The organism is Pseudomonas sp. RP-B7, from assembly GCF_059803535.1.
In genome coordinates this window covers 1-12,312 of the sequence record NZ_JAPFHC010000027.1, presented here as the reverse complement: position 1 = coordinate 12,312, position 12,312 = coordinate 1, and the positions used below count along the sequence as shown (strand labels likewise).

Genomic DNA, 12,312 nt, shown 5'->3' with positions numbered 1-12,312 from the left:
TATTCGGTGGCGCGCCGGTTTGTTAAGGTGGCGCCCATTCAATCGCCATCGCAGGCAAGCCCGCTCCTACAGATGACCGCGTTTATCCTGTGGGAATGCGGCCAAATGTGGGAGCGGGCTTGCCCGCGAAGGCGTCAGGTCAGCCAACATCAATTTCAAGGAAGAACACCCCCATGGGCAACCCCCTGGCCGGCATCGGCATGGACTCCAACCGCTCCCAGTTCATGGCGCGCCAGCGCATAGAAAGTGAAATCAACGTACCCCGGCTATTCGCCGCCATCGACGCCGACCCCGCTATCGTCGGCGCCGGCGTGGTGTATATCGACGCCGACTTCAACGTTGTCACCCTGCGCGAATTCAAGCCGATCTGCAGCATCCTGCCCAAGCGCATCATTGTGCGCGAGGCACAGAAATACATCGCGCCGGCACAGTTCGCCGACCAGGTCGTCAACAACCCGCGCGAAGGACGGCTGATCGGCGAAGCCATCAACACCACATTGTCCTGCGGCGGGGCGATCATCGGTTGGCTCGTTGTCCTGAGCGGTACTATCGCCGTGCCGTTCACCGCCGGCGCCAGTTCGGTGATGACCGTGATCGGCTATGCCAGCGCCACGGCCAGTACCGCCTCGTGCTTCTTCGGTGCGTATCGCACGCGCAATGAAATCGTCAATCCAGGCATGAACGACTACCTGGATAACGAAGAGTGGTATCAGACCGCGACAAAAATCATGGACGGCGCGGCCTTGGTCGGCGTGGGCGCGTCGACGCTGACCACGGTCAAACTGATCAACGTCACCCGCGCCTCCACCGGCAAAAGCTTGCGCCAGGTGCTCAAGGGCCTCAACGGCCAGGAGCGGGAGAAGCTGACCAAGGAATTGCTGAAACTTGCTGACCCGCAGATGTCGACCAAGATGCGCAAGCTCCTGCAACTGCGTGGCGAGTTGACCAAGCGGTTCACCCCGACCCAGCTCAAGCACGCCACCATCGTGCAGATCGGCGACGCCTTCGGCGCCGGGCTCGGCAGCTGGGGGCTGGCTCGTTCGGATAACGTCAAGAAAACCCTGGCGATTGGCTTGTACGAGGAGTCCGAATAATGCGTGGCGTGCCGTCGTTGAAACCATTCCTGCTGGAACATTTCCCGTCGTTCATCGGTGTGATTCTCGCAGGCTGCCTGGGCGGCTCCGGCGCTATTTCCCTGGCTGCCAGCACCTACTTCGCCGACGTGCCGATGGCTACCAACGCGACGGTGTCGTGGTTCGTGGTGCTGTTTGCCGCGCTGTTCGTGACCCTCAGCAACATCCTGGTCGTGCGCGGGCACGCCTGGGCGGTGTGGGGTATGGTCGGGTTTTTCGTGGTGTGTCTGCTGGTGACCCTGCCGACACTGGCCTATGGCCCCCACTGGTTTATCTACAGCGAATGTCTGTTCTGGCCACTGTTGGGGTTGTTGCTGATCAACGGCAAGGGCTATCGGGCGATGGTGGGCAAGCTGGTGGGTGTGCGCCGCTTGCGTGAGGCGGCCAAGGTGGGGTTGTAGCCTTGGCTCGCGTGGTCAGATTTTCACGTTCTGACGAATGTTCCAACCGTATTTCACCGCACCGCCGTCCTTGCCGCCGTCGGCTTTCTGCGGTTGGTAGCTGACTTCGACGCTTGCGAAATTCAAGCCGATGACCTCTGTCAGTTCGTCACTGTTTTTCACCGCGTCGGTTTGGTAGGACGTCACCATCACCTCCTTCAAGGTGATCACCAGATACTCCACCGCACTGCTGCCCCCGGCCTTGCGCACCACCAGCCGCGCTTGCGGGTAATGCTTGCCGGTGGAGCAGGCCATCATCAGGTTGGGTGAGGACTTATCCATCACTTTCGAGATGGACAGGTTCTCGATATTGACCTTGCCCGCACCACCGCCGCTGCCGCTATGCATCGAGCCCGTCTGCGACATGCCCCAGCCCCAGCGGCTGATCTCGATTTCATCGCGATGGGCCTGATCCCTGGATTCGCCCTTGATGTCGCCCAACTTCAAAAACATATCAGTTGCCATTGTCGTTCCCTGTACTGGTGTCCGCCGGTAGTGGCGCGGGGCGTACTTTTTCTTATTCGGGACATGGCCTACAAGACGCTACACCGTGATCAGGAAGTGCCTGTCTGGATAAAGCGAAGCTTCTGACATTTTTACGCGATGCCCAGTCTTTACCCTCTGCGCTCTTGTGAAAAACCGGAGTAAAGGGATGACTTCCAGTGTGTTGAAAGACGGGTTCCCCAGTGCGCACTTGACGACGCGGCAGTGGGTGGAAAGCACGATTGATCTGCGTAAGTTGTTTGCCGCCATTGATGCTGATCCGGCGATTGTCGGTGCTGGCGTGGTGTACCTCGATGCGCACTTGCGGGTGATCGTGTTGCGCGAGTTCCAGCCGATTTGCAGCGTTGTGCCCAAGAAGGTGATTTTGCGGGAGGCGCCCAGTTATGTCGGGCGGGTGGAGTTTGCGCGGCGGTTGGCGAATGAGCCGAGAGAGGCGGATGTGACGTTTGAGGCGGTGAATGCGGGGGTTGCGTGTGCTTCGGCGGTGATCAGTTGGTTGGTGATGGTGGGCGGCTCGGCGCTGAGTCCTTTTACCTTTGGGGCGACGGGTGTGGTTGCTGCCATTGGTTATTCGTCAGCGATAGCCAGTTCAGTTCAATGCGTGATCGGCGCTCGTCGGACTTACAACGAAATGACTGACCCTGCTCGTAACGACGCTTTGGATGGTGAACCGTGGTACCAGGCCGTAATGGCCGGATTGGATGCCGCTTCGTTGTTAGGTGCTAGTAATGCGGCGATGTCGACGGTTCGATTTGTCAGCATGCTCAAAAAGACAACGGGGAAAAACACGCATCAGGTACTAAAAGGGCTGAGTCGACAGGAACGGGTAAAGTTGACCAAGGAGTTACTGAGTATCAACCACCCAGAAATCAGCCGGAAAATGATCAAACTGAAGCAAATGGCTGGAGAGCTACCCAAGCGCTACACCTCGGCCGAAATAAAGCGTGGGACCGTCGTGCAGATGGTTGACGCCGTTGGCGCTATCTCAAGCATTACTGGCAGTGTGCGGTCCGGGAACACTCGGACAATTGCGTTAGGACTCTACGAGCAAGCGTCAGAATGAAATTCCTCGTGCCACTTCGACCTTTTCTGGTCCTTAATTTTCCCGTGTTTATCGGCGTGATTTTTTCGGGTCTCTTCGGTGGTGCTGCCGCTGTCGTGCTGGTTGAAAACTATTACTTACCCTCCTTATCGAATTCGGCTGCTGAAGCTGCGGCTGTGGTGCTGGCCTGCTTTATCACGCACTGCAATTTCATGATCGCCTATGGGCGACCGAAGTGGGTCTGGGGCATGTACGGCCTGTTCTTTGCCTGTTTACTGGTTGCTTTGCCAGCTTTTCAGTTTTCGCCACATCCATTTGTTTACGCCAGTAGTGTTTTTTGGCCGGCCTTTGGTCTTCTACTGCTTCACAGCAAGCGCCATCGAGAAATGCGCGCCACGGCCGTAGAGCTTCGTCATATGCGCCGCAAAGTCACGGTGGACATCGAGAAACGACGCAAACACGAGCGCGCAATAATCCGAATAAAGAAATCGAGGTGACTCCCCTATTGTCGTTCCCTGTAATGATGTCCGCCGGTAGTGGCGCGGGGCGTACTTTTTCTTATTCGGGACATGGCCTACAAGACGCTACACCGTGATCAGGAAGTGCCTGTCTGGATAAAGCGAAGCTTCTGACATTTTTACGCGATGCTCAGTCTTTACCCTCTGCGCTCTTGTGAAAAACCGGAGTTAAGGGATGACTTCCAGTGTGTTGAAAGACGGGTTCCCCAGTGCGCACTTGACGACGCGGCAGTGGGTGGAAAGCACGATTGATCTGCGTAAGTTGTTTGCCGCCATTGATGCTGATCCGGCGATTGTCGGTGCTGGCGTGGTGTACCTCGATGCGCAGTTGCGGGTGATCGTGTTGCGCGAGTTCCAGCCGATTTGCAGCGTTGTGCCCAAGAAGGTGATTTTGCGGGAGGCGCCCAGTTATGTCGGGCGGGTGGAGTTTGCACGGCGGCTGGCGAATGAGCCGCGTGAGGCGGATGTGACGTTTGAGGCGGTGAATGCGGGCTTTGCGTGTGGTTCGGCGGTGATTAGTTGGTTGGTGATACTGGGGGGCGCAGCGCTGACCCCGTTTACTTTTGGAGCCACAGGTGTAGTTGCCGCGATTAGCGTCGTAGGCGCTTCGGCAAGCACTCTCCAATGCGCGATTGGTATGCGACGAACGCGAAATGAATTTGTAGACCCAGCACTTAATGATGAACTCGACCGCAACGAATGGTATCAAGCCGTAACGCTTGGGCTAGACGCCGCCTCATTACTAGGTGCTGGCAACACAGCAAGGTCTACGATTCGAATGGTTAATTCGTTCAAAAAGGCAACGGGGAGAAGTACACACCAAGTGCTCAAAGGGTTGAATCGGCAGGAGCGGGTGAAGCTCACCAAGGAGCTGATAAGTATCAACCATCCGGAAATATCCCGAAAAATGCTCAAGCTAAAGCAGATGACTGGTGAGATGCCCAAGCGTTTCACTTCGTCTGAAGTAAGGCGTGGGACCATGATTCAGATGCTTGATGCCCTTGGCGCCGTATCGAGTATTGCTGGCAGTGTGAGGTCTGGGAACATCCGGATTATCGCGGTTGGGCTGCATGAGGAAATCTCGGAATGAAATTTTTCAGAGTGAGATTTCTTATACCGGTGCGCCCCTTTCTTTTGCGGTTTTTTCCCGTCTTTATGGGTGCCATCTTCATGGGTATTTTAGGCGGGACCGCTGTCGTGGCGCTGTTGGAACACTACTACCCGCGCACAGCTCCGTGGGCTTTATCGGCGTCTGCTGCTGAGAAAGCCTGTGTCGTGTTGGCCCTCTTTATCACCCTCTGCAATTTCATGATCGCTTACGGGCGACCAAAATGGGTCTGGGGCATGTACGGTCTTTTCATCGCCTGCCTATTGTTCGCTTTACCGGCTTTTCGGTTTTCACCGCATCCATTTATTTACGTAGAAAGCGTCGTATGGCCGCTGCTCGGTTTAGTACTGCTTAGCAGTAAACGCCACGGGGAAATGCGTGCCAACTGCGTAGAACTTCGCCGCCTGCGCAGCAAGGTAATGGACGCCATCGAGAAACGACGCAAACACGAGCGCGCAATAATAAGAATAAAGAAACCGAGGTAATCCCCCACGCCCGCCACAAATATGTGCAACTGTTGCACCAGGGCACCTACGTTGGCGCCGTTTTGGTGCTGTACTGCACCGGGCCGTACGACAAAGTGCAATGACTGCCGCGCTGGCATAAGTCTTGCGCGCGTCAAACCCCATGCCCTGGCTCGCAGGAGGCCGCCGTGTCGATTCATGTCGCGTTGCACCACGTTACGCATTACCGCTACGACCGCGCTGTCGAACTCGGCCCGCAGATCGTGCGTTTGCGCCCGGCGGCCCACAGCCGTACGCGGATTTTGTCCTACGCGCTGAAAGTGCTGCCCGAGCAGCATTTCATCAATTGGCAGCAAGATCCCCAGGGCAATTACCTGGCGCGTCTGGTGTTCCCGGAAAAGACTGCCGAGCTGCGTATCGAAGTCGATCTGGTCGCCGAGATGGCGGTGTTCAATCCGTTCGACTTTTTCCTCGAGCCCTACGCCGAAAAAATCCCTTTCAGCTATGCCGCCGATGAGCAGCGCGAGCTGGCGCCGTACCTGGAGACCTTGCCGTTGACGCCGAAGTTCGGCGCCTACCTGGCCGGTATCGACCGCACGCCATTGCCGGCGGTGGATTTCCTGGTGGGCCTCAACCAACGCCTGGCTGCCGATATCGGCTACCTGATCCGCATGGAGCCGGGCGTGCAGACGCCGGAGTTCACCCTGGAAAACGCCTCCGGTTCCTGCCGTGACTCGGCGTGGCTGCTGGTGCAATTGCTGCGCAACCTGGGGTTGGCGGCGCGGTTTGTGTCTGGCTACTTGATCCAGCTCACCGCCGACGTCAAAGCCCTCGACGGGCCGTCCGGCACCGAGGTGGACTTCACCGACTTGCACGCCTGGTGCGAAGTGTATTTGCCCGGCGCCGGCTGGATCGGCCTGGATGCCACCTCCGGTCTGTTTGCTGGTGAAGGCCATATCCCGTTGGCCTGTAGTCCCGATCCATCGTCTGCCGCCCCGATCAGTGGCTTGGTGGAACCGTGCGAGTGCGAATTCACTCACGAAATGTCGGTTGAGCGGATTTGGGAGGCGCCGCGCGTCACCAAGCCCTACACCGAAGAACAATGGCTGGCGATCCAGGCCCTCGGCCGGCAGATCGATGGCGACCTGCTAAAGGGGGATGTGCGCCTGACCATGGGTGGCGAGCCGACCTTCGTTTCCATCGACGACCCCGACGGCGCCGAATGGAACACCGCGGCCCTCGGCCCGGACAAGCGCCGGCTGTCTGCCGAGTTGTTCCAGCGCCTGCGCAAGCACTACGCGCCCAAGGGCCTGGTGCACTTCGGCCAGGGCAAGTGGTACCCCGGCGAGCAATTGCCGCGCTGGTCACTCAATTGCTACTGGCGTCGCGACGGCGTACCGATCTGGCACAACAGCGCGCTGATCGCCGATGAACAACAAGACTACGGCGCGGACGGCGCCATGGCCGGGCGTTTCCTCGCCAGCGTCGCCGAGCGCCTCAAACTGCCGGCGCGTTTTGTATTCCCGGCGTTTGAAGACAACTTCTACTACCTGTGGCGCGAAGGCGCGTTGCCGCAAAACGTCACCGCCCAGGACCCGCGTCTAAGCGACGACCTGGAGCGCGAACGCCTGCGCAAAGTGTTCAGCCAGGGCTTGGACAAAGTCATCGGCCAGGTCCTGCCGCTGGCGCGTACGGCTGCCAACGACCGCTGGCAGAGCGGGCGCTGGTACTTGCGCGATAACCACTGCCGCCTGGTGCCGGGGGATTCGCCCTTGGGCTATCGCCTGCCATTGGCGTCGCAGCCGTGGGTGACGGCGGCGGAGTATCCGTTTGTGCACCCGACGGACCCGAACCAGGATCAGCCGGGGCTGCCCACGACCGCCCAGTTGAACAGCCACGGCGAACCTGCGCCGAGCGATGAGCGTACGCCCAGCGTGGACGAATCCGCCGACTGGCTGACCCGCACCGCGTTGTGCGCCGAAGCGCGGGAAGGGCGCCTCTACCTGTTCATGCCGCCGCTGGAGCGTGTCGAGGATTATCTGGAACTGGTCGCCGCCATCGAGGCCACTGCCGAAGAGTTGCATTGCCCGGTGCTGCTGGAGGGGTACGAACCGCCTGCCGATGCACGCCTGAGCAACTTCCGCGTGACGCCGGACCCGGGTGTGATCGAGGTCAACGTGCAGCCGTCCGCCAGTTGGGACGAGCTGGTCGAACGCACCGAATTCCTCTACGAAGAGGCGCGGCAAACCCGCCTGACCACGGAAAAATTCATGATCGACGGGCACCACACCGGCACCGGCGGCGGTAACCATTTTGTACTCGGCGGCGCGACGCCCAAGGATTCACCGTTCCTGCGCCGACCTGATCTGCTGCGCAGCCTGATCAGCTACTGGCATAACCATCCTTCGTTGTCCTACCTGTTTTCCGGGCTGTTTATCGGCCCGACGTCCCAGGCACCACGGGTGGATGAAGCACGTAACGACGCGTTGTATGAACTGGAAATCGCCTTCGCGCAAATGCCTGAGCCGGGTGAAGAATGTCCGCCGTGGTTGGTCGATCGCCTGCTGCGCAACCTGTTGATCGACGTGACCGGCAACACCCATCGCGCCGAATTCTGCATCGACAAACTCTATTCGCCGGACGGCGCCACCGGCCGCCTGGGCTTGCTGGAACTACGCGCGTTTGAAATGCCGCCCCATGCGCGCATGAGCCTGACCCAACAACTGCTGCTGCGTGCCCTGGTCGCTCGGTTCTGGCGCGAACCCTACGCGCCGCCAAAGCTGGCGCGCTGGGGCACCGAGTTGCATGACCGCTTCCTGCTGCCGCACTTTATCGAGCAGGACTTCGCTGACGTGATCGTCGAACTCAACGCCGCCGGCTACCCGCTGCGCGCCGAATGGTTTGCCGCGCACCTGGAGTTCCGCTTCCCCAAGGTCGGCGACTACGCCGTCAGCGGTATCGAACTGGAACTGCGCCAGGCCCTCGAACCTTGGCACGTACTGGGCGAGGAGGGCGCGGTGGGCGGCACGGTGCGCTATGTGGATTCGTCCCTGGAGCGCCTGCAAGTCAAGTTGACCGGCCTGGCGCCGCAACGCTACCTGCTGACCTGCAACGGCATCCCGGTGCCATTGCAGGCCACCGGCCGCGTGGGCGAGTTTGTCGCCGGCGTGCGTTACCGCGCCTGGCAACCGGCCAACTGCCTGCAACCGACCATCCCGGTGCATGCGCCGCTGGTATTTGATTTGCTGGATACCTGGATGCAACGTTCACTGGGCGGCTGCCAGTACCACGTCGCCCATCCGGGCGGGCGCAATTACGACAGTTTGCCGGTGAATGCCAACGAGGCGGAGAGTCGGCGGATGGCGCGGTTTTTCCGCCTTGGGCATAGCCCAGGGAAGCTTCCGGTGCCGTCCCTGGTGATCAATGATGAATTGCCAATGACCCTGGATTTACGACGCTTCCCCAATAAAAATGACTGAACGCAGTTCAAAATGTGGGAGCTGGCTTGCCTGCGATAGCGGTGTACCAGTCGATACTTCTGGTGACTGACCCACTGCTATCGCAGGCAAGCCAGCTCCCACATTAGACTGTGGTGAATCCGACCTTCTTTGCCTCTGCCGAGCGTTCCATGTCCGACTTGCTCGACCGTTACCCGCTGACCGCGGGCACTTATCACGAACTGCTGGACGACAGCGGTGCGGTGCGTGCCCATTGGCAGCGCTTGCTCGACCACCTGCAACGCAGCACCCCCGCGCAACTGGCCCAGCGCCAGGCGCTGCTGACCCGGCAGATCCAGGAAAACGGCGTGACCTACAACGTCTATGCCGACCCTAAGGGCGCCGACCGTCCCTGGGAACTGGACCTGCTGCCCCATGTGCTCGCCGCCGAAGAGTGGCAGCACCTGGCAGCGGGGATCGTCCAGCGCGCGCGCCTGCTCAATGCCGTGCTCGCCGACCTATACGGCCCGCAGCGCCTGATCAAGGAAGGCCTGCTGCCGGCCGAGCTGGTATTTGGACACAACAACTTCCTGTGGCCGTGCCAGGGCATCCAACCGCCGGACGGCGCGTTCCTGCATCTTTACGCCGTGGACCTGGCGCGCACACCCGACGGCCGCTGGTGGGTCACTGCCGACCGCACCCAGGCGCCGTCGGGCGCCGGTTATGCACTGGAAAACCGCACCATCGTGTCCCGCGCCTTTCCGGACCTGTACCGCGACTTGCAGGTGCAGCACCTCACCGGTTTCTTCCGCACCCTGCAGGAAACCCTGGCCCGCCAGGCCCCCGGCGATGACCAGCCGCCGCTGATCGTGCTGCTCACGCCGGGGCGCTTCAACGAAAGCTACTTCGAACACCTCTACCTCGCGCGCCAGCTCGGCTACCCGCTGGTGGAGGGCGGCGACCTCACCGTGCGCGACAGCAGTGTGTTCCTCAAGACCCTCAGCGGCCTGCGCCGGGTGCACGCGATCATGCGCCGTCTCGACGACGATTTCTGCGACCCGCTGGAACTGCGCACCGACTCGGCGTTGGGCGTGCCCGGCCTGCTCGATGCCGTGCGCCAAGGCAATGTGCTGGTGGCCAATGCCTTGGGCAGCGGCGTGCTGGAGTCGCCGGGGTTGCTTGGTTTCCTGCCGAAGATCAATGAGTTCCTGTTCGGCGAGGCGTTGATCCTGCCCTCCATCGCCACCTGGTGGTGCGGTGAAGCGCCGGTACTGGCCGAAGCGCTTGAGAAACTGCCCGAGCTGCTGATCAAGCCGGCGTTTGCGTCGCAAAGTTTTGCTCCGGTGTTCGGGCGCGATCTGGACGACAAACAACGCCTGGCCCTGGCCGAACGCATGCGCGCGCGCCCTTACGCCTACGTCGCCCAAGAGCTGGCGCAGCTGTCCCAGGCGCCGGTGTGGCACACCGTGGAGGACCATCTGCAACACCGCGCCATCGGCATGCGAGTGTACGCCGTGGCCAGCGATGACGGTTATCGCGTGTTGCCCGGCGGCCTGACGCGTGTAGCGGCGCAAGCCGATGCCGAAGTGGTGTCGATGCAACGAGGCGGCGCGAGCAAGGACACCTGGGTGCTCGGCGAACGCGCGCCGGGTGGCGAGCAATGGCGTGCGCAGCGCACCATCGGCGCCCATGACCTGGTGCGCCGCGATCCTTACCTGCCGTCCCGCGTGGTGGAAAACCTGTTCTGGTTCGGTCGTTATTGCGAGCGCTGCGATGACAGTGCGCGCTGGCTGCGCATCGTGCTGGCGCGTTATGTCGATGGCGACGATCCGCTGGCCTTGCAAGCGGCGGTGGAGTTGGGCGAGAACCTGCGGTTGCTGCCGGAGGAGGGCGAGCTACCCGAACGCCTGCTGGGTGCCATGCTCGGTGACGACTGGCCGTCGAGCCTGCGCGCCAATCTGCAGCGTTTGCAGTGGGCCGCGTCCCAGGTGCGGGGCAAGTTGTCCCGGGAGAACTGGCAGGCGCTGGTGGAGTTGCAGCGCGAAGCCCTGGAGTTGGAAAGCCAAGCGCCGGATTTCGGCGAATTGCTGGATTTCCTCAACCGGCTGGTGATGTCCCTGGCGGCGCTGTCCGGATTTGCCCTGGACGACATGACCCGTGACGAAGGTTGGCGCTTTTTGATGATGGGCCGACGTATCGAGCGCCTGCAGTTTCTGAGCAGCAGCCTGGCGGCGTTTCTGCGGGGTGTGGCGGTGTTCGATCAGGCGGGGCTGGAGTGGTTGCTCGAACTGGGCAACAGCAGCATCACCTACCGCTCACGCTACCTGGCGGTGCCGCAGTTGATCCCGGTGCTCGACTTGTTGCTGTTGGACGAGCAGAACCCCCACGCAGTGCTGTTCCAATTGAAACTGGTGAGCCGCACTCTGCGGCGCTTGAACGATGATTTTGGCGTGCCCCGGGAAACCGGGCTTGGCCCGCTGGTCGAGCGACTTGCGCATTTCGACCTGGGTTGCCTGGAGAACCCGCTGTTCGGCGAATCCAGCGTACGTGCCGCGCTGGACGGCCTGGCCGACCTGCTGCAAGCGGTCGCCGATGAGAGTGGGCAAGTGTCGGATCGCCTCGCGCTGCGCCATTTTGCCCACGTGGATGATGTCAGCCAGCAAACGGTGTCGGTGTGATGAGTGCGCATTACCAGATTTTCCACGATACCCATTACCACTATGACAGCCCGGTGTCCCTGGCCCAGCAGTTGGCGCACCTGTGGCCCCGGCCGTGTGCGTGGCAGCGCTGCACCCAGCAGCAACTGGAAATCAGCCCGCAGCCCTCGTCGCGGCGCGATGAGCTGGACGTGTTCGGCAACCCGATCACCCGCCTGGCCTTCGAGCGCCCCCACGACGAACTGCTGGTGAACGCCGGGCTGACCGTCGAGGTGCTGGCGCGTCCGACGCTGGACTTCCAGCAATCGCCCGCCTGGGACCAAGCCCGTGACAGCCTGACCTACAGCAGCCAGCCGCTGTCCGATGAGCTGATCGAAGCCATCCGTTACCGCTTCGAATCGCCCTACGTGCACCTGAAGAAAAACTTCGTCGAGTTCTCCGCCAGCTGTTTCCCACCGGGGCGTCCGCTGTTGCTCGGTGTGCAGGCGCTGATGGAAAAAATCTTCAGCGAATTCACCTTTGATGCCGAAGCCACCCAAGTCGCCACGCCGCTGGTGGAAGTGCTGGAGCGCCGCCGTGGCGTGTGCCAGGACTTTGCGCACCTGATGCTCGCTTGCCTGCGTTCGCGTGGCCTGGCGGCGCGTTATATCAGCGGCTACCTGCTCACCCAGCCTCCGCCCGGCCAGCCACGGCTGATCGGCGCCGATGCGTCCCACGCATGGGTTTCGGTGTATTGCCCGGTATCGGGCTGGGTGGATTTTGATCCGACCAACAATGTGCAGCCGGCCCTGGAGCACATCACCCTGGCCTGGGGCCGGGATTTCTCCGATGTGTCGCCGTTGCGGGGAGTGATTCTGGGGGGCGGTAGCCATGACCCGGAGGTGCGGGTGACGGTGATGCCGCTGGAATGATTGGCTATCAGGCTTTTTGTCGTGAGCGGGCTTGCCCCGGTACAAACCGGGGACATCGTTTACATATCTAACCGGGGACATGGTTTACAGGTTAATAC

At 60.9% G+C, this 12,312-nt stretch carries 10 protein-coding genes; 9 read left to right on the top strand and 1 reads right to left on the bottom strand.

Features of this window, described 5'->3' with window-relative positions; all coding sequences use genetic code 11:
- The first annotated feature begins 173 nt into the window (after positions 1 to 173).
- Positions 174 to 1,094 (top strand): Ssp4 family T6SS effector, encoded by a 921-nt coding sequence (gene ssp4 / locus OPU96_RS21485; protein ID WP_226455610.1) that lies wholly within the window; start codon positions 174 to 176, stop codon positions 1,092 to 1,094.
- Entirely contained in the window at positions 1,094 to 1,534 is a 441-nt protein-coding gene (locus OPU96_RS21480) for a hypothetical protein (RefSeq protein WP_498559651.1), read from the top strand. The genes ssp4 (OPU96_RS21485) and OPU96_RS21480 overlap by 1 nt, the downstream gene beginning before the upstream one ends.
- 15 nt (positions 1,535 to 1,549) lie before the next feature.
- On the opposite strand, the gene OPU96_RS21475 is transcribed toward OPU96_RS21480, so the two are convergent.
- A complete protein-coding gene (locus tag OPU96_RS21475) occupies positions 1,550 to 2,038 on the bottom strand; it encodes an Hcp family type VI secretion system effector (protein ID WP_192300261.1) in 489 nt (162 codons plus the stop codon).
- A 187-nt stretch (positions 2,039 to 2,225) separates the two neighbouring features.
- Here OPU96_RS21475 and ssp4 (OPU96_RS21470) point away from each other — a divergent pair, with 187 nt between their 5' ends.
- From ssp4 (OPU96_RS21470) to OPU96_RS21440, 7 genes are all read left to right on the top strand, one after another.
- The gene (gene ssp4, locus OPU96_RS21470; RefSeq protein WP_498559650.1) at positions 2,226 to 3,140 is read left to right on the top strand and encodes an Ssp4 family T6SS effector; all 915 of its coding nucleotides are present in this window, start codon (positions 2,226 to 2,228) and stop codon (positions 3,138 to 3,140) included.
- The gene (locus tag OPU96_RS21465) at positions 3,137 to 3,616 is read left to right on the top strand and encodes a hypothetical protein (protein WP_498559649.1); all 480 of its coding nucleotides are present in this window, start codon (positions 3,137 to 3,139) and stop codon (positions 3,614 to 3,616) included. The genes ssp4 (OPU96_RS21470) and OPU96_RS21465 overlap by 4 nt, the downstream gene beginning before the upstream one ends.
- Positions 3,617 to 3,812: 196 nt before the next feature.
- Positions 3,813 to 4,727 (top strand): Ssp4 family T6SS effector, encoded by a 915-nt coding sequence (gene ssp4 / locus OPU96_RS21460; RefSeq protein ID WP_498559648.1) that lies wholly within the window; start codon positions 3,813 to 3,815, stop codon positions 4,725 to 4,727.
- Positions 4,724 to 5,230, top strand: a complete 507-nt coding sequence (locus OPU96_RS21455; protein WP_226455614.1) for a hypothetical protein — start codon at positions 4,724 to 4,726, stop codon at positions 5,228 to 5,230. Before ssp4 (OPU96_RS21460) ends, OPU96_RS21455 begins: the two co-directional genes overlap by 4 nt.
- A gap of 167 nt (positions 5,231 to 5,397) precedes the next feature.
- The gene (locus OPU96_RS21450) at positions 5,398 to 8,688 is read left to right on the top strand and encodes a transglutaminase family protein (protein WP_498559647.1); all 3,291 of its coding nucleotides are present in this window, start codon (positions 5,398 to 5,400) and stop codon (positions 8,686 to 8,688) included.
- Between the two features lie 149 nt (positions 8,689 to 8,837).
- The gene (locus tag OPU96_RS21445; protein WP_226455616.1) at positions 8,838 to 11,324 is read left to right on the top strand and encodes a circularly permuted type 2 ATP-grasp protein; all 2,487 of its coding nucleotides are present in this window, start codon (positions 8,838 to 8,840) and stop codon (positions 11,322 to 11,324) included.
- Positions 11,324 to 12,214: a transglutaminase family protein gene (locus OPU96_RS21440; RefSeq protein WP_226455617.1), complete on the top strand. Its 891-nt coding sequence runs from the start codon at positions 11,324 to 11,326 to the stop codon at positions 12,212 to 12,214. Before OPU96_RS21445 ends, OPU96_RS21440 begins: the two co-directional genes overlap by 1 nt.
- The last annotated feature ends 98 nt before the right edge of the window (positions 12,215 to 12,312 follow it).

What these genes read in the sequence shown, in the direction of transcription:
- OPU96_RS21475 (WP_192300261.1), bottom strand. Translation starts at nt 2,038, where the DNA reads ATGGCAACTGATATGTTTTTGAAGTTGGGCGACATCAAGGGCGAATCC.
- ssp4 (WP_226455610.1), top strand. Translation starts at nt 174, where the DNA reads ATGGGCAACCCCCTGGCCGGCATCGGCATGGACTCCAACCGCTCCCAG.
- ssp4 (WP_498559650.1), top strand. Translation starts at nt 2,226, where the DNA reads ATGACTTCCAGTGTGTTGAAAGACGGGTTCCCCAGTGCGCACTTGACG.
- OPU96_RS21455 (WP_226455614.1), top strand. Translation starts at nt 4,724, where the DNA reads ATGAAATTTTTCAGAGTGAGATTTCTTATACCGGTGCGCCCCTTTCTT.
- OPU96_RS21445 (WP_226455616.1), top strand. Translation starts at nt 8,838, where the DNA reads ATGTCCGACTTGCTCGACCGTTACCCGCTGACCGCGGGCACTTATCAC.
- OPU96_RS21480 (WP_498559651.1), top strand. Translation starts at nt 1,094, where the DNA reads ATGCGTGGCGTGCCGTCGTTGAAACCATTCCTGCTGGAACATTTCCCG.
- OPU96_RS21440 (WP_226455617.1), top strand. Translation starts at nt 11,324, where the DNA reads ATGAGTGCGCATTACCAGATTTTCCACGATACCCATTACCACTATGAC.
- OPU96_RS21465 (WP_498559649.1), top strand. Translation starts at nt 3,137, where the DNA reads ATGAAATTCCTCGTGCCACTTCGACCTTTTCTGGTCCTTAATTTTCCC.
- ssp4 (WP_498559648.1), top strand. Translation starts at nt 3,813, where the DNA reads ATGACTTCCAGTGTGTTGAAAGACGGGTTCCCCAGTGCGCACTTGACG.